We start from the raw sequence: 25,384 nt of genomic DNA, 5'->3' as shown, positions 1-25,384 counted from the left end.
GCAATTTATGTTTGCATTTTCTTATTAAAGAAGTAATATTAGCGTATTAATTATAGAATCAATCATTATGTTTGATGATAATAATCCTTGGAATCTGGGAAAGAAACCGGTAGGGAACAAAACTCCTAATAATGAAGATATTTTAAGTAAAGCTGTATCTGATATAAGGTTCTTTCTTAATGGATTAACCAGAAACAGGGGCAAAAAACCTTATTTCATCATTTTCATTATTTTGCTGTTCTATGCTTGCACTGGCTTTTATATTGTCCATCCTAGTGAAGAAAGTATAGAACTTACCTTTGGTAAATATTCTAATACAGAAACACCTGGTTTGCGTTATCACTTCCCCTACCCTATTGGCAAGGTTTTTAAAGTGAACGTTAAGGAAGTAAATCGTGAAGAAATTGGGGTAAGTAGTTCTTATGGGCGAGATACAGATCGCGGTGAAGGCGTGATGCTAACTGGAGATGAAAATATAGTCAACGTTAACTTCGAGGTTCAATGGCGCGTTAGAGATGCTAAGGACTATTTATTCAAAGTGCGGGATTACAAACCCGGTTTCAGTGTTAAAAATGCTGCTGAAAGTGCCATGAGAGAAATAATAGGTAAAAATACGATCTCTTTTGCACTTGGTCAAGGCAGACCAGAAATTTCTAGAGATACTAGAATTCTATTGCAGCAGATTCTTGATGGATACCAAATGGGTATAGAGATTTTATCTGTTCAAATGAAAAAAATTGATCCACCAGAAAAAGTAATCAGTTCGTTTAGAGATGTACAAAGTGCTCGTGCAGACAAAGAGCGTACTATAAACGAAGCATATGCTTATAATAATGATATTATACCTCGAGCAAAGGGTGAAGCGATAAAGATAAAATTAGATGCACAAGCATATGAAAATGAAATAATAAATGAAGCAAAAGGTAATGCAAATCGCTTTTTATCTCTTTATGAGGAATATAGACAGAATCCTTCTCTCGTTAAGAATCGTATTTATCTTGAAACTATGGAAAATATTTTCAGTAAGGTAGACAAAGTTGTTGTAACTGATGATCTGAAAGGTATGTTTTCTTATTTACCTCTTACAAATTTAGGAAAATAACCATGAGTAGTAATATTAAAATTGTTTTTGTTTCTGTATTTGTTGTTTTATTGATTGTTTTATTTAATTCAATATTTGTTGTGCAAGAAACAAAGCAAGCAATAGTTATACAACTGGGTAAAGTTGTAAGGGATGTTAGGGAAAGTGGCTTATATTTTAAGTTGCCATTCATAAATAGTGTAGAGTTTCTTGATAAAAGAGTTTTAGATTTAAGTCCTGATAAGATCCCAAGGGAAGTGATAACAGCGGATCAAAAACGTATTATAGTAGATGCGTATGCAAAATATAAAATAACAAATCCTGTTACTTTTTACCAGGCTGTGAGGAATGAATCAGGGCTGGTTAGAAGATTGTATCCAGTTATAGAAGCACACATAAGAGAAAATATAGGCAGATTCTCGTTGATTAGTTTGTTGAATGAAAAAAGATCAGAGGTTATGCAATTGATTCAGCGTGGAGTTTATTCTGAAGCTGAAAAATTTGGCATAGAAATAATAGATGTAAGAATTAAGAGAGCAGATTTACCAGAAGAAAATAGTTCTGCAATATTTCGCCGTATGCAAACTGAAAGGGAAAAAGAAGCAAAAGAAATTAGAGCAGAAGGAGAGCAAGCTGGGCAGGAAGTTAGATCAAAAGCTGATAAATTAAAAAGGGAAATTATCTCCAGTGCAGTAAAAGAATCGTACGAAATAAGGGGCCGTGGTTATGCTGAAGCAACTAGAATTTATAATGAGGCATTTAAGGTTGATGAAGAGTTCTTTAACTTTTATCGCTCTATGAGCGCTTACAGTAAATCATTTGCCGAAAATAATACTAAATTTGTACTTTCACCAAATAATAATTTTTTAGATATTTTAAATAAAGGATGGAAATAATTTATGAAAAGTAAGGCATTTATTTTATCTATATTTGCATATTTTCTAATTGCGTTTTCTTCGTATGCTAATATGTTTGATTGGAATGCAAAAAAGGTCGTTGATGCTAGCACTACTGCATGCAACTGTAATCAAGGACTTGCCGATTTAGTGGAAGAACTCATTCCTGCGGTTGTAAATATTTCAAGCGAACAAATCATCAAACAAGAAAATAACAGCAAAACTAGAGTTCCATCTATGCCAGGAAATAATTTTTTTGATGATTTTAGAGAGTTTTTTGAGCACTTTGATCAGTTTTTTATGGATAGGGGCCCTAGTGTTAACAGAGAGGTGGTGTTGCTTGGCTCTGGGTTTATTATAGATAAAGGTGGAATCATAGTAACAAATTATCACGTTATTAAAAACGCCCAAGATATCACAGTTACTATGAACGATAATACTTATTTCAAAGCAGAAGTTTTAGGCTATGATGCAAGAACTGATCTTGCTGTGCTTAAGATTAATTCTGATAAAGATCTTTCTTCTGTTGCATTTGGTGATTCTGATAAAGCAAGGGTTGGTGATACGGTTATGGCAATAGGTAACCCATTTGGTTTGGGTGGCTCTGTAAGCACAGGAATTATATCTGCAAGGTCCAGGGACATTAGTATTGGCACTATGAATGAATTTATTCAAACTGATGCTGCAATTAATAGGGGTAATTCTGGAGGACCGTTATTTGATTTAAATGGAAAAGTTATAGGTATTAATACTGCTATCTATTCTCCATCTGAGTCTGGCGGCAACGTGGGTATAGGTTTTGCCATACCATCTAATTTAGCTATGTCAATTATTGACACATTAAAAAGTGGCAAAAAAATAAAACATGGTTGGCTTGGTGTGCAAGTTCAGCCTATAACGAAAGAATTTGCTGAGTCCTTAGGTTTAAAAGATATAAAAGGCGCATTGGTTGCAAGTATAGTAAAGGATAGTCCTGCAGAAAAAGGTGGGATTAAAGTAGGTGATATATTATTAGAATTTGACGGTAAAAAAATCGATAGAATGACACAATTACCTCAAATGGTTTCAAGAGCTGGACCTGAGAAAAAAGTGCAAGTTAAGTTACTTAGAAAGAGCAAAGAGGTTAATATTAAAGTTGTGATCGGAGAATCTACAAATGATGGCCAAGATAACAATCAAGAAGAAAATAAATCAACATCTGATTATGTAACCGGTTTAACTGTTTCAAATCTGCCAAAAGAATCAAAAGAAAGTAAAAATAATGTACCTACAAAAGGTGTGATAGTTACCAATGTAGATAGTAACAGTAATGCCACGTTGCGTGGTATTAAAAAAGGAGACATTATTATCCAATTAGATGGAACCGATATAGAAAATACTAATGATTTTCAAAAACAAGTTGATTTAGCAGTAAAGAAAAACGGTAAAGATTCAATAATGTTGCTCATTTACCGCAATGGAAATCAATTTTTCGCTTCAATAAAGTTAAAGAAGTAATTTTATTCACTAAATTTACAAAACAGTAGTGTTGTAAGCTCGCTACTGTAACACTTCAATCTTATAAAATAAATTAAAATCTACACTAGATTTCTTGCATAACCATATAAAAAACCAAAGGATGTCATCCCAGTGCCCAGACACTGGAAACTTCACTGTAATGAGCACATTGAGCAGCTGTATAATAAAAACTGGATTCCAGTGTCAGCTACTTGCATGACGCCGTCATAAAGGAACCAGTGTCGGCCACTTGGATAACACCATAGGGGTTACTTGGGTGATACTATAGGAGGTCTAACATGAACTTTCTAAAATTCATTGAACTGTGCTTTCAAACAGTGGTGCCGGGATGTGAGTATAATGATTATCAGTACATAAAAGTCATAGCAGACAGGCTGGAAGCAGCGAATGCTGGCGAAGTAAGGCGCATAATATTCAATATGCCTCCGCGTTCAATGAAGTCCATATGTATGAGTGTTGCGTGGCCCGCATGGATACTGGGCAACTGCAAGAATAATAGTTGCAAGTTATTCTAAGTTGCTTAGTGAAAAACATTCGCTCGATACCAGGTGCATAATGCAATCTGATTGGTATAAAGAACTATTTCCAGAGGTAGAACTATCCAAAGACCAGAACACTAAATATAAATTCCAAACAGTGCAGAGAGGATACAGAATCGCAACATCAGTTGGAGGAACATTAACCGGTGAAGGTGGTGACTTTATTATTGTGGATGATCCGCTTAACCCTGCTCAAGCTTTGAGTGAAACATTTAGAAAACGTGCCACAAACTGGTTCGATCAGACTTTAGTAACGAGACTCAACGATAGAAAAAAAGGAGTAATTGTGCTTGTGATGCATAGGCTCCACCTGGAAGACTTAACTGGGCACCTCTTATCTAAGCCAAAAAACATATGGCATCACATTTGTTTGCCAATGATTTCTGAAAATAAGGAGGTTATTTATTCAATTAATAACCATACTGGTGTCATTCCAACCCCCCCTCCTGTCATCCCAGTGCCCAGACACTTGTATCTGGGATCTCGTTCCTTAACTTTATAGTGTAAATTATTTCAAATTGTGTCTAGCTGCAAGTATAATAATTTCCATTTATAGATAAAGTATGTTGCAAATGTTATGCCAAAGAGTATAATAAAATCTATATCAAATACTTTACAAGAAAAAGTGGGATAGAGGCAAAAGCAAATATTAATAAGGATAATTTAAGAAAAGCGCATGCTAGAGTTTGAAGAAGCAGTAAAAATAAAAAATATTATTGAAAGGTTAAATAGCACATGATATAATATATATATATAGTGTAAAAATGTAAATAATTTTATTGACATCTTTACATTAATAGTTCTTAAATATTTAGTACTGTAGAATTAAATTATTAAGTTTTATGAAGGAAGTAAAAATGGTGGAAAGCTTTTCAGGTAACAACAAAGGCAGTAATTTTATTGAGGAGGCAAAAATAATGGAAAATTTTTCAGATAATAACGGAAACGGTAGCTCAATCTTCCAAGGAAAAATCAGGGAGCAAGATTTCTCTGCAGAGCAGAAGCTAAATGAACTAAAAGCAGCCATAGAGGAGCTTACCAGACAAGATTTGCTCAGGAGGCTCGAGTGTGAGCGTCAGGCTTTTAGTTGTATCGATGAAATATCATCTCAAGCAGAGCTACATATCGGAGAAGGTGATGATGAGGATTACTTCACTGGTGAAAAAGGAAGAGTACTCGGAGATTTCTGGAATTTCTTTGAATCTCTCTTTACCCTTTTTGAAGTAGATGTAGATGATCCGAAAATCTACCAAATGCTCAAGGAGAAGAAAGAAAAAAACCTGATTGCTGCGATAATGAAGTTTTTGCGTGATAAGCTTAAGGAGTTAATCAAGAAGATTTTTGCACGCGATTTAAGTTTCAATCAGAAGTTGGACAAAGAGATAAAAGAATTGCAGGAGAAATTAGGCAGTGGTGAGTTATCAGAAGAAGAGTTTGCAAGGGCGTTAGAAAGATTAACTGCATTGCAAGATCTGAAACTCAGGTTACAAATGGCCGTTGTCGGATGGATTGTTACAATGTTCGCAGAGATGTTTGGAGTTGAGTTGGCGGCTGCGGTAGCGGCATCTACAGAAAAAGAAGATAAAAAAGCAGAAAAAACATCATTAAAGGAAGAAAATAAAGAAGTTCATAAAGACGTAGAAATAAAGGTAGATGAAAGAGAAAAGCCTAAAGTGCCAGTTTTCCTTTTTGAAATTTCACCAGGATTTGTAAGGCCAGTTGTTCTGAGCAAGCCAGAACTTGATCTTTTACCAAAACCTATGAAAGAACTAATGCCTAAAGAGGTTATAAAGGAGGAGATCCGCGAGGTAAAACCAAAAGTGGAAGAAGAGAAGAAAGCGAAGCCGGAGAAAGAGGTGTGTCCACCTGCTCCAAAGACTGCAACGAATACGACGGGGACGGGGCAGGGGAGAAAAGAGGTTTATGGATGCGATAGTAGTAAGAAAAGAAAGAAAAACCACGATGAAAATAATAATAAGCAAGCTCCAAACCAACCTACTCAAGGCTCTGTTCCTAACGAAAAAGCTTCGAACCAACCTATCCCAAAATCTATGTCTGACAGAAAGGCTTCAGAGCAATCCGTTAAAAGTTCTGTTGCTGATTGTGGATTTGATTTTACTAACATGGGTACTTGGAATGGTGCTGAGAATGAAGGTTCTGTAAGTAATGCTCGACCACCAGGAGGATTGACTAATGATGTAAAAGTTGAGAAATGTGCAGAAGGTCAGTCAGTAGGAAAGACACCATAGTGGGGATAGCTAATACTTAGATGACAAAAAAGGGTGTCATTCCAGTACTGGAATCCAGGGGCATATAGATAGATGTCGACAGTTCGTCATTCCGCTACGTGTTAGCGGAATCTATGCTTGAGATACCGCGAATGAATCGCGGTATGACGTAGGGAACTTAGGGTTGCCAATGACTTGTCATTCCAGCGCGTGACGCTGGAATCTTGAAATTTGTGTTTTGTGAAAAAGAGTGAATGAAATTTTTTGAAAAAAAATATAAAAAAGTGCTTGCACTTAATTTTATTTTTAGTATATTAGTTACATAATATTTTTACTTAGGAGGCAATATGCATAGCGGTAATGATAAAAAAGGTTTTGATGCTGAAAAGTGGAAACGTGAGAATCCAGGTCCAGGTGGTGGGAGATTGCTGCGAATCGAAGGAGCAAGGTTTGATGATCATCGTGATGCACTTAAGGACGTACGAGAGAAGCTACGTCAGTCTAATCAGCCTAGCAGTTCTATTAGTGGATCAAGCTCTAGTGGGGTTGGTAGCAGTAATAAAAGATAGTTGTTGTAATTTAAAAATGGGGAGGTTGGTATGCCTAATAGAGAAACAGTAAGCGCATTGGTTAGTGCTTTTAATGTACATAATTATTTTTCTAATACAGTTAAAACTAATTTTAAGCTGCAAAGCAAGGGCAAGGAGGACTATATTGTAGTCTCATTTGATAAGAGTATGGGTACGTATCAGTGTAGAAGATATCTGGACAGTATAAAAAGGAAGATAATACGTGAATTCTACGGCATTGAAAAAGGTAATAAAGCAGAAATATTGGATACAGCTAAGCTAATTTTTGATGTTAATTCTTTTCCGTTTGAAAACTATAAAGATGTTGAATCTTTTCCACTTAAGAACTATAAAGGAGATTGGTTCGTAGATAAACAAGGTAGTATTAAGTTTGTAACACCTGTAGATGATGGCGTAATTTTCAATCTAAAGTCTCATTTGGCTTCTTCACTTGCAAAAGATATTCGAGAAGATATGCAAATTAGCAGTACAACTGTACCATTTAATAAGGGAAAATATTTGTGTTGTTCTAAATTTGATAATAAAGAATTAAGTCAGCAATTTAAGAATAAGTTTTTATCAAGGATGAGAGAAAGATATAAAAATGTTCCTAAGAAGCCTTTAGAGGTTAATGATAAAGACAATAGTGTATATATCAAAGATGTTTTTGATAACGCTCGTTTTATTGATAGTGTAACACGGTATAAGGCATGGCTTACAGGTATGGACCTTGGAGTTGGCAATGATGTTGATCATAGTGTGAAGTCATTTAAAAATATGATAATAAGATCTACTTATTCGGTGACAAAAGTGATGATAGATGGTTTTATACTTGCTCCTCCTTTAGGTAGGAAAGACGCCTCAGTTCTTGTGCCTGTTATACTAGATGATAAAGGAGCTAGATTATTAACACACGAAGAAGCTCTTAAACTAAATTATACATTTAATAATGTTGTGCTTGGTGATCTTAATAGTAAAACTCAAGCAAAATTATCAGTGAATGGAAGCAGTGAGGTATATGGCATAGACTTTTCCAATCCATACATTTCTCACTGTGTGATAACCAAAATAATAAAAAACTCTGTAATCAACAAAGACCATGAATTGTCCATTGACCCTGAGCTTCGTTTTCGAGCATTGTCGCGATCACCATCGACTGAACTGTCAAATATGGAATTGGAGTCTCCCACGTGTAGTCAGAGTGTAGCATCAAAGGATTCTCCCAGGCAAGGATCAGAAAAAGAAGAAGGAGAAGAAGGAGAAGAAGGACCGCGGTTGCTCAATTATGTAAATTCAGTTAGAACGAGTGATAGGCCATTGACAGATCTGAGTTATGCTACAACTAGTTGTGGTGTTCCAGGGATATCTAGAGATCTAAGTGCTGGTGAAGGTACGCTAACAGAGGCTAATATTCCGGATCAGAAAAGATCATCATCGATTCCTTCTCCTACAGCATGGAATGATTCAATGTCCTTAAATTCTGTGGCTTCTAATGAGGAACCTGAAAAACAGCAAGTTACTGATGAAAGTGATCTAGAAAGTAACGATGAGTGTTCTAAAGCAAAGCCACAGAGTGAATCTCCGAGTAGCCGGAAAGGGTCAGAAAGTAATTCGTTTTCAGGTAGTAGCACTCCATCAAAGGTACGACAATCTAGTATATTAGAGTCTCTAGAGAACACGTCTTTTGGTGGTATTCCAGAACCCTTGCCACAAGATGCCGTAAGCAAGCCAAATGTGCCCGGGGACCGTAATTCTAAAATTTCTAAAGATAGTGGTTTCGAGTCGCTTGAGCGGCCACAGTCGAATTCTTCTATCACTACTAGTACTGTTCCAGGGATATCTGAATCAAGGAAAGATCTAAATCCTCCCGTAGACAATAAGCGGCCACAGTCACTGCCACTTGCGGATTTTTCTACTTGTGCTAGTAATAAAACAGTAAAAGCTTTTTTGTGTTTTCTAGATTATTTTTCTTCTCCTGAAGGGAAGAAGCAACTACCCTTACTTCTTTCTTCTGAGGCGGGAAAGCAGTTATCCTCGATTTCGGATCCTCGTGAACAGGAAAACCTACTAGACTTTCTTTTTTCTACTGAGGGGAATAAGCAACTATGCTCGCTTTTTTCTTCTGAGAATAAACAACAACTGCATTCACTTTTTTCTCCTAAGGGAAAAGAGCTGCTGTTTTCACCTTCTCCTGAGGGGCAAAAGACGATACCTTTAGTTCTTTCTCCTGAAGGGAAGGAGCGATTACCCTTACTTTTGTCTCCTGAGGGAGAGCAAATATCCAAACCTTTCTCTCCTGAGGCAGGCAATATAATATCCTTACTTATTTGTTCTCGTGTAGAACCTAAAAATATGTCACACCGTTCATTTCGTGACAAATTAGCAAAATGGCTTCACCGTAATTCTTCACTCTCAAAAGTGGCTTCTTCTCAAGAAAAACCTCTTACTAATGACGAGAAGAAGGAACTACGCCCATTTCTTTGTCCTAAGCTGCAGAAGAAACTAGATTCCAACTCTCTTGAGGATGCACAGTTAAAATACTTGCTGTATACTCCTGGTGGGAGAAAGAAGCTAAACTTACTCCTTTCTTCTCCTGAGAAGGAGGGAAAGCAACTACTCTCAGATTTACAAAAAGTTGGTGGTAACGCTTCTACAAGTTTTGCAGATAGTGGTTGTTATTCAGGATCGTCTTCACAAAAATCGACTAGTGATACTGGAAGTGATGAAGATGAACTAGAAGCTAGTGGTAGGTCGTCAGTCTCATCGAACTCCAGTACTTCCACTGTTAGAACTAAAATGGATGCTACTAAGATCGAGCAATACTTGCAGGAGAAAAAAGTTAACAGTCGTACCTAATCCACTGCTCTCAGCCACCTAAGTGTTTTATTAGCTGACCCTGAGAGCACTGGTGTTGGTTTTTCTTGTCCATTGTAAGTATTGCATGGTACTAAATGTTTAAAAAGTATTAATATAAAGATATCAATAAAATTATTTACACTTTCATGCTATGCCCATAGCATCATATATTACTTAACCTTACAATAATTTTTTTATTCTTGCTGCTTCTTCAAACTCCAAATTTTTAGCATGCTCTATCATTTGCTTTCTCAAATCATCCTTATTAGTATTTACTTTCGGTTCTGCTATTGCCCTCTCCTGTAAGGTGTTTGATATAGGTTTTATTATAGTCTTTGGGACAATATTGTGCAATATATTATGTTCTTCTTGTTTTTTTCTTCTTCTTTCGGTCTCTCTTAATGCACGGTCCAGAGAACCAGTGATTTTATCTGCATACAAAATTACTCTACCTTCAGCATTACGCGCAGCACGACCAATCGTTTGAATTAATGAAGTTTCCGATCGCAAAAATCCTTCTTTATCAGCATCCAAAATTGCAACCAACCCACACTCTGGAATATCAAGACCTTCCCTCAGCAAGTTAACACCTACTAAAACATCGATTTCTTTAGATCTCAATTTGTATATAATTTCTATTCTCTCCAGCGCAGCAATATCAGAATGCAAATAACTCACTCTCATATTCAATTCACTCATATATTCAGCTAAATTTTCAGCCATTTTTTTCGTCAATGTAGTGATTAAAACACAAAATCCCTTCCCTATTGTCACTTGTGCCTCATGAATTACATCATCAATTTGACTCTCTATTGGTTTTACAATGCAGATTGGGTCCGTAAGCCCTGTTGGACGGATAACTTGCTCTATAAATACATTACTGGTCTTTGCCAACTCATACTTTCCGGGAGTGGCTGAAATGTAAACAGTCTGCGGCCTAACTCCCTCCCACTCTTCAAATTTTAATGGACGATTATCAAAAGCGGAAGGGAGCCTGAAGCCATAGTCGATCAATTTCTTTTTACGCGCCTCATTACCACTGTACATCGCACCAACCTGAGGAACGGTGACATGACTCTCATCAACAAATAAAATTACGTCTTTGGGTAAATATTCAAACAAAGTAGGTGGTGGATCCCCAGCTTCCATTCCATAGAGATAACGCGAATAATTTTCAATACCTTTACATATTCCTGTTGTTCTCATCATTTCGATATCAAAATTAGTGCGTTGCTCGAGGCGCTTTGCTTCAACAATCTTGTTTCGCGAGTAGTAATAATCCAAGCGTTCATGCAGCTCTTTTTTGACTAGTTCAATTGCCTGCAACAAAGCCTCACGTGGGGTTATGTAATAGCTATTTGGAAAAATGGTGATTTTATTTACGCCTTTGGTAACATTGCCCGTTATAGCATCAACTTCAGAAATTTCTTCTATTTCATCGCCAAATAACGATAAACGCCAAGCTTTATTTTCATAATGGGAAGGAAATATATCAACAATATCGCCGCGCACTCTGAAATATCCTCTCTCAAACCTGGCATCAGAGCGCTTGTATTGAAGATCAGTTAAGTTGCTCAGGAAATCATTAATACGAATTTTATTTCCAACACTAAGCGGTATGATCATGCTGCGGTAGCTCTCAGGCGAACCAAGACCGTATATGCAGGAAACACTGGCAACTACGATCGTATCCCTGCGCTCCAAAAGGGAGCAGACGGTGGAATAACGCAGCATCTCAATTCTTTCGTTAATTGCAGAATCTTTTTCGATATAAGTATCAGTTTGTGGTAAATAGGCTTCAGGTTGATAATAATCATAATAAGAAATGAAGTATTCAACAGCATTATGGGGAAACAATCCTTTCATTTCCTCATAAAGCTGTGCTGCTAAAGTTTTATTGTGTGCCATAATTAATGCAGGCCTGTTTGTCCTTGCAATAACATTTGCCATAGTAAAAGTTTTCCCAGAACCAGTAACTCCAAGCAAAACCTGATCTCTTTTATTGCTATTTAGCCCTGCAATTAAGCTATCGATTGCCTGTGGTTGATCCCCAGCCGGTTGAAAATGTGTAGCGATTTGAAATTCCATAGACTTTACTTACTATCTTTGATTCATTGTATAGTAAACACTATATTGCTTTTAAGATAAGTTGTATAGCTATCGTAAAGCCATAAAACATTAACCAACAATGTCATGCAAGTAGCTGACACTGGAATCTTGTTTCAATGCTAAACAAAATACCATAGAATTCAAGAAGACAATTCCTTAAAAATCCCTACATCCAAAAAAAGGCAAAATGCTGCTTGAATAAGCTAAATTTTTTTAGATGCAAAAACAATAAAACATAGTTGATACTAAATTATAGTACTCCTATGACAACGTTACAAAAATTAAGGAAATGGATAGCTCTGATCAATTGGAATAGTATTTTCAGGTACCGGTGGTCAATATGACATTTTTAAAATAAAGATTTAGAACCTGTTTAAAATCTTCTCAATAGAAGAGAAATGAAGGAAAGAACGACCATTTGTAGGCTAGTGTTAAGAACCTGTCTTGAAAGGAGTTAAGCAGCTAATTTAGTAAGCATAGAAGTAATCATATTAAATAAGATATTGTTTTTTGAAGTAAGAGGAGAATGCTCGTAATCCTTGCTCATGCGTCTAAAATTGGAAAGCCAAGCAAAGGTTCGTTCTACAATCCAACGTTTAGGAATAACCTGAAATCCTGTATCAACCAATTTCTTGGTAATCGTTAGCAAACATCCAGTTTCCAACAAACATCGATTTTGTAATTTACCTTTGTATCCTTGATCAGCAAAAAACTTACGTAATGTTGGAGCTTTGCATTTAGCTTGAATAAAAAGATTGGTAGCACCATCACGATCCTGAATGCTTGCGCTGTGTACCTCTGCAGTAATTACAAGACCTAGTGTATCTACAATAATATGGCGTTTTCTACCCTTTATTTTTTTACCGGCATCATATCCTCTTGATCCCCTTTTTGAGTCGTTTTCACTGATTGACTGTCAATTATACCTACTGAAGGTGTTTCATTTTTACCAACCATTTTTCTTACCTCTTTTACTAGCATGTCATGTATTTTTTTCAATTTTCCATTATTACGCCACCTGATAAAATAGTCATACACCGTTTTCCATGGGGGAAAATCCTTTGGTAGCATTCTCCACTGGCAACCACCCCTCATTATATACCTTATTGCATTAATAATTGTTCTGATGTTATGTTTTCTTGGTCGTCCTATCGCTCCTTGTGCAACATAGGGCTCTAAAATTTCCCATTCCTTGTCACTTATATCACTTGGATACAATTTACCCTCCTATTTTTTGCTTACCTCATCATACTCTTTTCTTTATTCCCTTTCAAGACAGGTTCTAAGTTTTCGCTCGCAATTTTTCCACAATCGTCTGCATTTTTCTAACCAAGCGAAAGATCGCTCTACAACCCATCTTTGTGGCAATACAGCAAAGGAATGTAATTCACTTCGTTTTATTACTTCTACAGTTGCTCCAATAATCGTTTTTATTTGAGTTGCAAAATTTTCTCCTGTATAACCTGCATCGACCAGTATATTTTTAACTTCCGAGAGGTTTTCTTTTGCGCTTTCAACCATTCTCACAGCACTGCTAACCCCAGTTGTAAATTAGAAAAAATAGAAAAGGTAAGGAAATAGGGTAAACTCCGAGGTATTTGATATTCATTCCTAAAATAGGAGGTTACCAATGAAAGAGAAAGTAACAGAAATCTTTTGTATAGTCGATGATTTTTGCAATACAGTCGATGAAAATTTTGCAGAAAAACTTCTACCAAGTGGCAAAAAACCAACCAGGACGCCAGAGATTACGCATTCAGAGATTTTTACCATAATATTGCTATATCAAGTGCGACAATTTTAAAATTTTCTATGTGCATTATTTGAAATTATTATACGAATCAGCGTTTCCAAAATTGCCATCCTATAGTAGGTTTATCAGGCTAAAATCGCGGGTTTTATGGTATTTAGCGCTCTTAATGCAATGGTTTTGCGAACAGTCAAAAGTGACAGGGATTTCGTACATAGATGCAACATCTATCGCTGTTTGCCATCCAAAAAGGACCTCGAGAAACAAAGTTTTCAAAGGGTTGGCAAAGATTGGAAAGACTACTTATGGGTGGTTTTTCGGTACATCTAGTAATCAATGAAACTGGCGAAATTCAAGGGGTTACGGTGATAAAAGGCAACGTTGATACCTGTGCCAAATTTAACTAAGAAATTGACTGGATTATTGTTTGGAGATAAAGGATATATCAAAAAAGATCTTTTTCACGAATTATTCGATAGAGGGTTAAAGCTTGTAACCAGTATAAAAAAGGGTATGAAAAACTCATTAATGGCGCTAAATGAGAAGATTTTGTTAAGAAAAAGATCGATTATTGAGACAGTTTTTGGCTCTCTGAAAAACAAATTTGAGATTGAGCATACTCGCCACAGATCACCGATAAATTTTTTGGTACACATTTTTTCTACGCTTGTTTCATATTCCATGCAGCCGCTGCATTTCTAAGCTTTACTTCGTTGGCTAATCCGCAACTGGGGTATATCTTACTATTACCCACAAATAAAAACATAGTATTGTATTTACTCAAATAATTTAATTTTATTAACCTGAAAGCTTATTAGATTAAAATTATTAAACTAAGAGTTATAATTTTAGCAACTAAAAGCTGTAAATTGCACCATATAAACAGTTATTTCAAGCAAAAGTTATGCCATTAAGAGCTATGCAACAAACATTTATATTTGTGGGTAATAGTAAGGGGGTATATAGGGTTGACACCAAGGCAATATTCTTCTGGAGAAGTTGATCGGCATGGCAGCATATCAAAGATGGGACCAGCGGAATGTAGAAGTATGTTATATGAAGCTGCACAAACAATGCTTACAGTTACCAAGAGGACATTTAAATTAAAAAACTGGGGTTGCGAAGAAAAAAGGAATGAAAAAAGCAATTGTAGCAGTAGCAAGAAAATTAGCTGTAATTATGCATAGGATGTTGGTTGATAAAACAGAATTTTATTATCAATAAACATCAAAAGAGCATAGGACAATAATTTTATTGAAAATAAAGATAGCAATGCCGATGGAAGGGACAAGCAAGAACTTAGTTAGACTTCGTGGTAAACATGTTGCCGTCCACTTCCGCCTAACAAGTATAATGCGGCTTGACAAATTTATTGTCATCTCAGACCGCGGAGAGAACCATATGCTACTTTTAACTTATGTAAAATTACCAAGGATTATGGAGAAGATATGCTGTTTTGATTTGTGTGAAAATTATTGTTGACTTATGTGCAATTAGAGAACCTAAGTCACTTTAGCTATATATAAAAGGTTTAAGTGGTTGTATTGATGTATCTTTGTATTAAAAAACACCCAATAAGCAGAGTTGTAAGTGGAATAAACCACAAAATGTAAGTGCTAGGTGGTACGATTATAATTGAATTGCCGTAAGAATTTTTTAACTCTGAGATTATCTCTTCATCAGTGTATCCATCATTGATTTTTTTACGAATTGCTTCTCGCATATCATACGCGATCTGAGATCCAGATTCAGACAATGATTCGCCAGAACATATTGGACACCTTATTATTTCAAATAAACTGGTTGCTCGTTTTTCCATGCTTTTATCTCTGAGTTTATTATCCAGAGTAAAAGCGTTTACGCCTGAGTGGAATATCAATATGAAAAGTAAGCTAATTACTATTCTCATTCTTGGTTAATTGGATTATTTTACTGAGTTGGTTCATAAAATCAGTGATGGATAACTTTCCAATAAAGCTTGACCCTACATCATCATCGTACTTTATTGAAAATTGAACGCTGTCATCAGTTGTTTTTTCTGATAAGAAAGACATTAATTTTTCAAACGCATCTGAAGTTTTTGAGTCACCAATCATAAACGAGATTAATTCTTTATAATTTGATATAGCCACGTTGATTTTGTCTTTAAATGAAGACGTAACCAAATTATAATTTTGCACTCCACCATCTGCAGCAAGAGAAAAATTATTACTTTGAATTAAAAATTTCTCTATGTTGAAATTAACTCTGGAAGCTGAGATGTGGTTTACAAATTCGTAATCAAATTTAGTGTCGATACTAAGGTAACTTTCAGGACTTGCAGTATTTTTATACCGATAAGTATAAAAATCAAATCCTAGTTTAGTATTTCCACTTGGTTCTTTATCGAGGTGAAATTGAATGTAATTACTTTTATCATTCACTTCAGTTATAACACTTTGCTGATTTTCTGAAACATCACATTTTAATCCATAATCTTCGTAACGAAGTGTATCTATATAGTCTATCACGCTGTTGAATCGCAATGAAGATGGTAAATCGTTTAGTCTAACAACAAAGTGGCTGCTATCGTTTGTGTGGCATTTTATATTCTTTTTCTCATCACCATGAACAGCAATATTGACTTCATTGCTTGGTATGTAGATATATACTGATTTATCAAACAATCTATTTTTTATCAATAAAGCATCAGATGAGATGGTTAATTGCTCATTGGAAAATTTTGGGTTTGTCACACGAAAAATTAGGTTAGAAGGAAATCCACTAAAATCATGTGAAATATCAAATTTTTCGTCGTTAATGTATAGTATTGTTTCAGCTAAAAGATTTTTTACCTTACATGCAGAAAAATACCAAAAACCACTATACGCTACAGGAATAAACAAAAGTAAAGAGATGATAATATAGATAAAAATCTTACGCATAGCTAATCACTCCCCTGTTTATCCAATGATATATTTCTTGTACCCCTTGGTATGGTTACACACAAGCCGTCGATATCTTTTGTGATTTTTATTTGGCACCCAAGTCTTGATGTCTCTGTTAAGCCGAAAGCTAGGTCTAACATATCATTTTCCTCATCAGATATGGGATTATGCGTTTCTACAGCATCATAAGATTTTGGATCAACAATCACGTGGCATGTAGAACAAGCAAGAGAGCCTTCACATGCACCTTCAAGCAGATCTGGATCACTTCTATGGGCTAAATTGAGCAGAGTTTCTCCCTCTGCAGCTTCATAACTTTTCTTACTCCCATCAGGTAAAATAAAAGTAACAGATGGCATATTATTCCTATTAAAATCCTTACTAATTTCTTTATATCCTACAGGTAATAACTAATATTTGCAAACTCTTTACAATTCCAGTACCTATATTTCTTGTTATCCAAGTAGCTCTTTGTTGTCATCCGAGTAGCTGACACTGGTTCCTTTATGACGGCAGTGCCCTCTTCTTGTCATCCCAGTGCCCTGATTACTTGGATCCAGAAAAAAGAATGGTGTCATGCAAGTAGCCTCCTTCTCCTGTCATCCGAGTAGCTGACACTGGGATGACACCCCACTTAACCGTCATACTGCCGCGGTATCTCTTAGCCGCTAACAAGCAGCGGGATAACGAGCTTATCGTCACGCCGTCGCGAACCGTCATACCGCCGCGAACCGTCATACCGCGATTCATTCGCGGTATCTCAGCCGCTAACAAGAGATCCCGCTAACAAGCAGCGGGATGACGATTGTCGTTTAGCCATAAATATTAAGAAATTTACCAAATGAAAAAAAGGCAAAAGAAGCCCCGTGGTTATTATCTGCTTTAAAATATTGGCGTTTTTTATGTTTTAAACGCTTGACAAGCGAAATTCAGCTGCTTTTAATTGCAACTAACCTACGCTGCAAATGTTTAAGAAATTTACCAAGCAGAAAAAAAGACAAAGAATCCCCGAGTTAGCTAGTCTTTTACTATCTCTGTCGAGTATTGGCATTTTTTGATGTCTTGTAACGCTTTATAAGCGCGTTCAGCTTATTTAGATAAAAATCTAGATGTAGATGAAGTTTTGTAAAGACATACAGTATCTATATACTGCAAAAAATTGAACATAAGACGCCGATACATTAAGTAATCCTTACCTTTTAATCTGCAGATTGGCGAAAGCAAATACAATAGCTTCAATTTTATGATAAGGGGGCTGGCGGAGTTTGTCAAGCAAGTTTTTTCGTTTCTATTGAATGACAGTTATAACCTACGCAAGAAGTCTGTTGTAGTTTGTACGATATCTTTATAAAATGATTCGCATAAGTTATCTAGCAGTGCAACTAAACAAATACAAAAATCAAAACGTTGCGGTTTTTGGTCTTGGTAAAACTGGTTTATCCGCCATTAACGCTCTAACAAAGAGTGGTGCAAGAATATATGCATGGGATGATCATGAAGAGCAAATAGCAAATGCAAAAATGATGTATAAAAAATGTAATTTTATTCATCCCAAGGAATACAATTGGCATGAGATCAGTGCATTGGTTTTAAGCCCTGGAGTGCCAACAGAGCCACATTGGATAGTAAAACTTGCAAGGAGATTTGATTGCAAAATAAAATCAGACATTGAGCTATTTCTTGAAGCTAAAACTACGAACCAGAAGGTAATAGGCGTCACAGGAACAAATGGTAAATCAACCACTACATCACTAATAGGGCACATATTAAAATCTGCAGGGAAAAAAGTAGCTATTGGTGGAAATTTAGGCGTTCCTGTTTTGGATCTAGAAAGAGATGCAGAAATTTATGTAATCGAACTCTCCTCTTTTCAATTGGAGTTGATGAATGAAATTAACGTGGACATTTCAGCACTGCTCAATATTACACCAGATCACATAGATAGGCATGGAAGTATGGAGAACTACATAGCAACTAAATTAAAACTGATAAACGGTAGTGAGGTTGCCGTAATAGGATGTGACAATGAGATTACTGCTGATATATTCAACAAATTCACTGGAGACAAAATTCCAATCTCAGTAACATATTCCCCGATGTCATTCCAGCGCGTGACGCTGGAATCCAGAAAAGAAAAACCATTGCCAACTACTCAGATGACAGAGGGTGGTGCAAGAGATCTAATATCATTGGCAGGTAACAATTTGCTTGATTATAGTGAACAGATTACTGGTATAGATCGAAATTATCTGGATCCCAGTGTCAGCTACTTGGATGACAAAAGGGGCACTGGGATCCAGAAGATCTCGTTAAAACTAGAGAATCATAGCTTATCAGTAAGCGACGTGAAAATAAACCTAATATCCAACGCAGAAAACATAGCAGCCACATATGCCGTATGTAAGGTACTTGGAGTAGATAGCAACACTATTATCAATGGAATCAAGTCCTTTTCAGGACTGAGGCATAGGAATGAACTGCTTGGCAAAATAAGAAATGTGTTTTTCGTGAACGATAGCAAAGCAACTAATGCAAAATCGAGCGAAAAGGCGATCTTATCTTATGAAAACATAAATTGGATCGCTGGTGGAAGAAGCAAAAAAGGTGGAATAGAATCATTAAGCAAGCATTTTACAAGGGTTAGAAAAGCTTTTCTTATTGGAGAATCAACCGAAGCTTTTGCAAATGTTATGGAGAATAAAGTAGATTATGTTAAATGTTGCAATCTAGAAGATGCATTCAGATTGGCTTTTGAAGAGGCCTTAAATAGCGCAGAAGAAGTAACAATATTACTTTCTCCCGCGTGTGCTTCTTTTGATCAATGGAAAAATTTCGAGGAACGTGGTGAAGCATTTTGTAGAATGTTTGAAAATCTCAGGTACAATCACACATGCTGTTTAGTATGATGTTGCGTGGAACAAAAGTTAATAATAGATAAGCTAATTAGGGTTATTCCATTTGAAGGGATAAGCGATGAAACCCTATTAAAGGTGTGCACTGACCTTAATCTAGCTAATAGCTTTTGCAAATTTCAGAATGGAATATATAGCGCTTTGGAGCACATAGCAGAGGACTTAAATAGCTCAATGGAAGCTGAATTAAGAAATTCTAATTTAGAAGATATGAAAGTGCGAGAGCGAGTAAAGTTAGCTATTCAAATACACCTTTCAAACTATGCTAAGCTACCGAATTATAGAGAACTTTTAAAAAATGTTTTATCATTCTCCGTATCACCAAAAAATACATATTTTTCTAGTAAACTTTTATACAGAACTATTAGTGCGATTTGGTATGGCATTCATGACCAATCAACAGATTTTAACTACTATACAAAAAGAGCAATATTAGCTGGAGTGTACTTAAGTACGATACTTTTTTTTATCAATGATTATTCAGAAGATTTTGTGGATACTTTATCGTTTCTTGATAACCGTATCAACAATGTCATGACATTTCAAAAATTCAAAACTCGCTTAAAAGGAATCATAGGAAATTTCTTATAAGCTATTGATTGTTGGTAGAAAAGTACTTGAGCACGATCCTGAAAAGGTTTGTGAAAATAAAAATATTCATGCTGATCATAAAGAACATTTAGTTTATCGTGAGGATAATAATGGTACAACAAAATACACCAGTTACGAAGAAAAAGAAAATAAATTTATTGAAGAAGCACATGAATATTTAATAGACTCTGAATTTAATAAAAATTTTGATCTAGGGCAGTACAGAATAAGTAATTTCTCCGGAAACTTGACGAAAATAGAACTGGAACTCATCAATGAAAAGTATATGCAAGTTCAAGTTAATAGAGAAAGAAAAATTATTCTCGCTATACCGTAGGTGCGTTCCAAGATTATACTGAAGTTTTTATTGCACTCAAAATCTTCGTTTTTCCTAATCTCTAGAATTATCAATGCATCATCACTTAACCAGCCTGAGTGAGCTAGTCCATTCAACGTTGATTCAACTAGATTGCTATTGTAAGGTGGGTCTATAAAAACTACATCGCACTTTGAAATAGGTTGTGGCAATTTGTTAGCACTACAACAAATTAGCGTGACATTGTTCGTAATTCCAAAATCTTCTGCTGTTTTTTTAGGCAGTTGCAAATTGTAATAATCTGAATCCACCATGAATGCATGTTTAGCGCCGCGAGAAAGCGCTTCAAATGAAAAAGAACCACTACCACAGAATAAATCAAGTACATTCAAGTTATAAATAGGTTTTCTTGAGGAAAGCATATTAAATATTGCTTCTCGGACAATACTCATAGTTGGCCGTGCAGCTAAATGCTTACCTGTAGTTATTTTTCTTCCGCGATATTTGCCTGCAATGATGCGTAGCATATTAAATAAGCTCCAAAATAATTAATTATTTATACTATATGATTAATGTCAATATGGCTTTAGCAGTTTAATAGAGAGAAGCTATCGAGTCGCTTGTAAGAAAAACACAAACACAAGACTCATCAGTTATCTTTTTCTGATTTGCCTGCTGCATTAATTGCTTGACCAATCTCATCTTGTAAATCATCATGATCATTTTTTTCATCATGATTTAGCCCTTCAATTCTGCTTTCTAACTCTAACTTAATTATAGTATTGATTTTATCTATATTATCAAGAAAGCCTCTACATTCTTCTTCACTATACTCTTTACCAGATGCCTTTTTTTCGATAAATAGACTTTTAAACTCTGTAAGATCAGAATTCTGATCGGTATTTAGTACAACATTTCTCTCTATGAAGCTAAGGTCTGATAGCAATAAACTAACCTCTAATAGCTCTTCACTTTTAATGTTTGCAAGATTATCAAGATTGTCTAAAATATTAGACATCTTAAGCCTTTCTTGTGCAATCTCTTTGTCTTCCTTATCAAATTCAGACAATAAACCATGATTATCTACAAATTTCTCACTCAAAGCTTTATTCAATTTAGCAAAATTGACATCCTTGTCAAGTGATGTGTTATCCCGCAACAAGTCTACCCTTGCCCTACGCGCATTTAAAATGTCGTCGTAGTCATTTAACTTTATGTTGCCATCTTTGTCTTGCTGCAATTTATAATAATCAAGGCCTTTGAAATTTTTATTAGTCTTCATCTTCAATCCTCTTCTCATCTCCTTTTGCATCTGGTTTCCTCATTGGTTCCGGTAATTTCCTTTTACTGTCTTCTCGATTTCTTTTTTCCTCTCTTTCAGCACGTTTTTTTATAGCTTCCTGGGTATTCATTTCAAAAAGTGCCTTAACGTACTCTTCTGGATTTTTTGGTTCTTTAAATAAAGGCTTAAGATTATAAACTTCGTCTTTTCGATCTCTTTCTTCTTTTCTTCTAGCTCTTTCAGCACGTTTTTCTACAGCTTCTGGAGTGTTCATTTCAAAAAGTGGTGAGAGGTTGTAAACTTTATCTTGATTTCTTCTGCCTTCTCTTTCAGCACGTTTTTCCATACCTTCAAAAGCAGATCCAAAATCATCAATTTCATCTGAACCTTTTGGTTCCGTGCCTAAATTTCGTGTCACTTCATTTGATTGATCAGGCTTATCTTCTTCTGTTGGCTGATCATGCTGTAGTTGATTAGGCTTGTCTTCTTGTTCTGTGCTTAGTTCTCGTACTACCTTATCTGGCTGACCTCCCCCTCGTAGTCGAAGAGGGTCGCCTTCTTCTAGTGGCTGATCATGGTTATCTCTTACTAGTTCCGTGCCTAACTCTCGTTCTACCTTATTTGATTGATCAGGATTGTCTTTTTCTGGTTCTCTCTTACGGCCGATAGTGTAATCATGAAGCTTCTCTAAGAAATCTCGCCTATATTCTTTTGCTCTATAGAGTAGGTTATGATCATAGCCATGCTTTCCTATAGAGTCAAGACCATGCTCCCAAGTAAACTTCATAGCATCTTCTATTGTATAGCCCAAATGTGATCCTACGTATCCTTTATAATAATCTAAATATTTACCGATCCTTCTGTGTGTAATATCTTCCTTATCAACTCCAAATGCCCTGTAAATTTTTTCCTCGAGCTTATCAACATCATTTTCAGGCGATGTTGCAAACTTCGTTGCTTCAATAGTAGCACCTACAAATTTACGTGGCACATCAATAGCGTATTTCAGCACTCCTCCAACTCTTGGTATCCTACCCAGTAGATTAGCTGTACCTCCGGCTAATCTATCCGGTAAATGAGTAGCCCAATTACCTAAAGATTCTAGTTTTCCACCAATTGCGTCTTGCCAATAATGCTGTTTTAATCCTTCCATTATGCCAACCAAAGGCGATGCTTCATACATTCTAGATATATTGTAAACGCTGAATCCACCACCAGCTATACTTGAGCCCATTTGTTGTACGAACTCGCGTAAGGAGAACATTAAAAATGAAAGCAAGAATAACACAAAGATTTCCCCTGCATTGATTAAATAACCTCTCTGTATGTCTTGCACCCTTTGGTAATCGCTATTTTCTTGATAATTTTTGCAATCCTCACAATCTTTACATTTCTGACAGTATTCACTGTTGGGATCCTTATATAAATCATGAAGTTTCAGTATTCTACAACCTTGTTTTTCTACCGCACTCCGCACTAAAGATCTTATTTCATTAATTATTTCCCTATAACTATTGCATTTATTTATATCTTGACAGTAGCGTTTTATTATTTCACTAACATCACCTATCCTTTTCTCTATATTGTTGATCAGTAATATAATGTCAGCCCTCTCTGATGCATGAGATAAACTATTTGTTAAGCGCACTAGATCTTTTTCACTACAGCCATTACTAACTACCATATCACTTTCTGCAATATAGTGGTCTGCTGGATTATCTTTAGTTCCAGGAATTGGATTAAAGAAAGGATAATCTATATAACGAAACCCTTTTATATGTTCACCATTTTTATCTTTAGGGTAATCTGGTGGAAGCGGGATATATCCAGCACCACCAGTAAATTTTATTGTACCACCTTCTCTGCTTATCTTTTCTATACCTTCTATACTTTTATCTATGTTAAGAGAAGAAGCTTCTCCAAGAGTGTAAGGTACAAAAATTTGCCCTGGGGTCCAACCAAAGTACTGCTTATCAACGATACAAAAACCGCCAAACACCCATTTTGGAGCACATAACTTTACCTCGAACCATTTATTGTAGCATACAGTAAAACCTAGTTGTCTATAAAAGGTGTTCATTATCATTGAAGCCAACAATGACAAGAGAGTAAATATCATAATCGATTGTAAACAAAAACTGATGCAGAATTTTATCCAACCTTCAAATAGACTTTTCAGCGGTGAAAATAAAATAGAAATTAGAAACAGTGGCATGATAGCTATAAGAAAAGCTATACCCATAAAGCCAGAGAGAAATATTATGTAAGCATACAAGCACAACAAGAAGTATAGTACAATCCCTATGAAAATTGCCGGTATCATAAGAAGGCTTGCCCACATTTGGTAATGTAAAAACGCTGCAAACTTTTTCCAAACAGAATAAGCAAAAAATTTATTGAACATGTCCTCTATGAAGCTAAACAACTTAGCTTCATCTCCTTGAGCAATACTTCCGGTGTTCATGTTGGGAGCAAAGTTAGTAATTACACTTATCAATTGTTCAAGACCTTTAACGAATAAAACAAGAAAATGATCATAGAAAAATCTAAAACTTCCAGGAGATATAAGCACTATTACTAGAGTGATTTTCATCATTCTGATGAGCATATCATGCTTAGTTTCTCGTATCATGCCAAAAAGATAAAGAAGCGATGAAATCATTACAAATAGAACAAGCAAGGAAAGAACAAAATTGTGAAAGCTCGTACTTTTTTCAGCTATATTTTCGAACATAGCTTGTGCAACTGCAGGATCATTGCTATTAAAATGTTCTTTGCAATTTTCGTTAATCAATAATACACATTTTAGATAGTTATAAATGTAATCAAAAAACCCAAAACTACTTGGCTGCTGCACTCCACTTAAGAACTCAAAAGAGTAGCCACCTACATTATCTAAGTAATATCTATCTAATATTTTTACATATATTTTCCATCCCTTTTTTAACTTCAACTCATTACAATTTCTGTCCTTTAATTTAGTGTTATCTCTGTCTAAAGTAAAAAATCCATTGTCGCCCTCTGCTGTGGAGTTATAACCTAGATGTACAGTAGGATATTGAGGATCGCGCATTAACTTTAGATTTTCGTTAGGATCATCTTTCCCCGTTTGAAACAAAAGATAAGCACCATGACCATTGGTAAACCAACATGGAGCACCACGTGATACTGTATTTGCGCTATCATCTTCATTAATGCACTTGCAATTTACAGTGCAACTTGTATCAGACTTACTTGAAAATTTTTGTATGCTAGGTTTATAATCATTACAAACTAAGTGAAAATTAGGTAAACTATTATCACTTTGTTTACCTTCAAATTTAGTTGCATATTTTAACTGCTCCAAGCTTTGTAAGGTATAACTGCCTTTTTTAGATTCCTTCTTGTTATTATTACTCCAAGATGTCCATGCACCATTAACTCGCACTTTTAAACTATCTCCATTGGTTTCGAGTCCGGTATCCTCCCACTTCACCACTTGGTTATGGTGAAAACCATAATTAATTTCGCCAGTTTCAGGATCAATAACTTCTCCATCTCCTGGAATAAACGCATCGTGGTCGCTTGAAAAATGAGCGCTTACTGCAATAGGTTTAGGACCAAAATAGTCAGCAGATATACACCTTGGAAAAGGCATATCGTTTTTACTACAACCTGTGATCAGCACATAAGCTGCAAGAAGTAATACCCTAAACCAACATTTGCCTAAACGTGATTGCATATCTAAACTTTTTCCAAATACAGAATAAATTTCTAAAACTTTACTTAAAATATCTTTTTAATTAGTTACTCCATAATATCATTTATATC

At 35.6% G+C, this 25,384-nt stretch carries 19 protein-coding genes and 4 pseudogenes; 13 read left to right on the top strand and 10 right to left on the bottom strand.

The annotated features are described in order from the left end of the window. Positions 1–67: 67 nt before the first annotated feature. The 8 genes and pseudogenes from hflK (at position 68) to ABWU73_RS01565 (ending at position 9,687) form a co-directional block, all read left to right on the top strand. Positions 68–1,102 carry an FtsH protease activity modulator HflK gene (gene hflK, locus ABWU73_RS01600; protein WP_010962866.1) on the top strand — a complete coding sequence of 345 codons (1,035 nt, stop codon included), beginning with the start codon at positions 68–70 and terminating at the stop codon, positions 1,100–1,102. A 2-nt stretch (positions 1,103–1,104) separates the two neighbouring features. Further along, positions 1,105–1,977, top strand: coding sequence for a protease modulator HflC (gene hflC / locus ABWU73_RS01595; RefSeq protein WP_010962867.1), 873 nt, complete (start codon positions 1,105–1,107; stop codon positions 1,975–1,977). A 3-nt stretch (positions 1,978–1,980) separates the two neighbouring features. Further along, on the top strand, positions 1,981–3,474 hold the full coding sequence (locus ABWU73_RS01590) for a DegQ family serine endoprotease (RefSeq protein ID WP_264329652.1): 1,494 nt from the start codon (positions 1,981–1,983) through the stop codon (positions 3,472–3,474). Positions 3,475–3,591: 117 nt separating this feature from the next. Further along, positions 3,592–3,696 (top strand): annotated as a pseudogene (locus tag ABWU73_RS01585) (WPE palindromic element domain-containing protein); the annotation flags it as partial. Between the two features lie 77 nt (positions 3,697–3,773). Further along, a pseudogene (locus tag ABWU73_RS01580) lies at positions 3,774–4,494 on the top strand (hypothetical protein); the annotation flags it as partial. A gap of 397 nt (positions 4,495–4,891) precedes the next feature. Beyond that, positions 4,892–6,283 carry a hypothetical protein gene (locus tag ABWU73_RS01575; RefSeq protein WP_265017886.1) on the top strand — a complete coding sequence of 464 codons (1,392 nt, stop codon included), beginning with the start codon at positions 4,892–4,894 and terminating at the stop codon, positions 6,281–6,283. 326 nt (positions 6,284–6,609) lie between these two features. After that, positions 6,610–6,831 carry a hypothetical protein gene (locus tag ABWU73_RS01570; protein ID WP_264329650.1) on the top strand — a complete coding sequence of 74 codons (222 nt, stop codon included), beginning with the start codon at positions 6,610–6,612 and terminating at the stop codon, positions 6,829–6,831. A 30-nt stretch (positions 6,832–6,861) separates the two neighbouring features. Next, complete coding sequence (locus tag ABWU73_RS01565; protein WP_341811041.1) at positions 6,862–9,687, top strand: hypothetical protein; 2,826 nt, start codon at positions 6,862–6,864, stop codon at positions 9,685–9,687. A gap of 180 nt (positions 9,688–9,867) precedes the next feature. Here ABWU73_RS01565 and uvrB read toward each other — a convergent pair whose 3' ends face one another. The 3 genes and pseudogenes from uvrB to ABWU73_RS01550 form a co-directional block, all read right to left on the bottom strand. After that, the gene (gene uvrB / locus ABWU73_RS01560; protein ID WP_264329648.1) at positions 9,868–11,775 is read right to left on the bottom strand and encodes an excinuclease ABC subunit UvrB; all 1,908 of its coding nucleotides are present in this window, start codon (positions 11,773–11,775) and stop codon (positions 9,868–9,870) included. A 475-nt stretch (positions 11,776–12,250) separates the two neighbouring features. Beyond that, a protein-coding gene (locus ABWU73_RS01555; RefSeq protein WP_156518237.1) for an IS5 family transposase occupies positions 12,251–13,014 on the bottom strand; the annotation gives its coding sequence in 2 pieces (ribosomal slippage) (positions 12,251–12,660 and positions 12,660–13,014; 765 coding nt in all). A 42-nt stretch (positions 13,015–13,056) separates the two neighbouring features. Next, a pseudogene (locus tag ABWU73_RS01550) lies at positions 13,057–13,293 on the bottom strand (transposase); the annotation flags it as partial. Positions 13,294–13,426: 133 nt separating this feature from the next. On the opposite strand from ABWU73_RS01550, the pseudogene ABWU73_RS01545 reads away from it, so the two are divergent. Both ABWU73_RS01545 and ABWU73_RS01540 read left to right on the top strand, forming a co-directional pair. After that, a pseudogene (locus tag ABWU73_RS01545) lies at positions 13,427–14,248 on the top strand (IS982 family transposase). A gap of 266 nt (positions 14,249–14,514) precedes the next feature. Then, the gene (locus ABWU73_RS01540; protein ID WP_065095234.1) at positions 14,515–14,733 is read left to right on the top strand and encodes a transposase; all 219 of its coding nucleotides are present in this window, start codon (positions 14,515–14,517) and stop codon (positions 14,731–14,733) included. A 344-nt stretch (positions 14,734–15,077) separates the two neighbouring features. Here the strand turns inward: ABWU73_RS01540 and ABWU73_RS01535 are convergent, their stop codons facing one another. The 4 genes from ABWU73_RS01535 to ABWU73_RS01520 all read right to left on the bottom strand — a co-directional run bounded on the left by ABWU73_RS01535 (position 15,078) and on the right by ABWU73_RS01520 (position 17,051). Then, the gene (locus tag ABWU73_RS01535; protein WP_010962876.1) at positions 15,078–15,455 is read right to left on the bottom strand and encodes a cytochrome c-type biogenesis protein CcmH; all 378 of its coding nucleotides are present in this window, start codon (positions 15,453–15,455) and stop codon (positions 15,078–15,080) included. Continuing rightward, positions 15,439–16,470, bottom strand: a complete 1,032-nt coding sequence (locus tag ABWU73_RS01530) for a hypothetical protein (RefSeq protein WP_264329647.1) — start codon at positions 16,468–16,470, stop codon at positions 15,439–15,441. Before ABWU73_RS01530 ends, ABWU73_RS01535 begins: the two co-directional genes overlap by 17 nt. A 2-nt stretch (positions 16,471–16,472) precedes the next feature. Beyond that, positions 16,473–16,832: a ferredoxin family 2Fe-2S iron-sulfur cluster binding protein gene (locus ABWU73_RS01525; protein ID WP_155969176.1), complete on the bottom strand. Its 360-nt coding sequence runs from the start codon at positions 16,830–16,832 to the stop codon at positions 16,473–16,475. Between the two features lie 96 nt (positions 16,833–16,928). Further along, positions 16,929–17,051 carry a hypothetical protein gene (locus ABWU73_RS01520; protein WP_007549233.1) on the bottom strand — a complete coding sequence of 41 codons (123 nt, stop codon included), beginning with the start codon at positions 17,049–17,051 and terminating at the stop codon, positions 16,929–16,931. 774 nt (positions 17,052–17,825) lie between these two features. Here ABWU73_RS01520 and ABWU73_RS01515 point away from each other — a divergent pair. Genes ABWU73_RS01515 through ABWU73_RS01505 form a run of 3 tightly spaced genes read left to right on the top strand, consistent with a single transcriptional unit; the run spans position 17,826 to position 20,313 of the window. Then, positions 17,826–19,379: a Mur ligase family protein gene (locus ABWU73_RS01515; RefSeq protein WP_264329646.1), complete on the top strand. Its 1,554-nt coding sequence runs from the start codon at positions 17,826–17,828 to the stop codon at positions 19,377–19,379. 6 nt (positions 19,380–19,385) lie between these two features. Further along, entirely contained in the window at positions 19,386–19,976 is a 591-nt protein-coding gene (locus ABWU73_RS01510) for a COQ9 family protein (RefSeq protein ID WP_010082414.1), read from the top strand. Between the two features lie 4 nt (positions 19,977–19,980). After that, positions 19,981–20,313 (top strand): hypothetical protein, encoded by a 333-nt coding sequence (locus ABWU73_RS01505; RefSeq protein WP_006279274.1) that lies wholly within the window; start codon positions 19,981–19,983, stop codon positions 20,311–20,313. Here the strand turns inward: ABWU73_RS01505 and rsmD are convergent. The 3 genes from rsmD to ABWU73_RS01490 all read right to left on the bottom strand — a co-directional run bounded on the left by rsmD (position 20,271) and on the right by ABWU73_RS01490 (position 25,295). Continuing rightward, entirely contained in the window at positions 20,271–20,819 is a 549-nt protein-coding gene (gene rsmD / locus ABWU73_RS01500) for a 16S rRNA (guanine(966)-N(2))-methyltransferase RsmD (protein WP_182319544.1), read from the bottom strand. The two genes, ABWU73_RS01505 and rsmD, sit on opposite strands and share 43 nt — an antisense overlap. A 122-nt stretch (positions 20,820–20,941) precedes the next feature. Further along, on the bottom strand, positions 20,942–21,574 hold the full coding sequence (locus ABWU73_RS01495) for a hypothetical protein (RefSeq protein ID WP_253303722.1): 633 nt from the start codon (positions 21,572–21,574) through the stop codon (positions 20,942–20,944). After that, positions 21,564–25,295 (bottom strand): type IV secretion system protein, encoded by a 3,732-nt coding sequence (locus ABWU73_RS01490; RefSeq protein WP_265017759.1) that lies wholly within the window; start codon positions 25,293–25,295, stop codon positions 21,564–21,566. Before ABWU73_RS01490 ends, ABWU73_RS01495 begins: the two co-directional genes overlap by 11 nt. Positions 25,296–25,384 lie beyond the last annotated feature (89 nt).

Source organism: Wolbachia endosymbiont (group A) of Andrena helvola (genome assembly GCF_964028415.1).
GTDB classification, from domain to species: Bacteria; Pseudomonadota; Alphaproteobacteria; order Rickettsiales; family Anaplasmataceae; genus Wolbachia; species Wolbachia pipientis.
The sequence above is the reverse complement of the archived record's forward strand: the minus strand, read 5'-3'. Positions and strand labels throughout refer to the sequence as shown.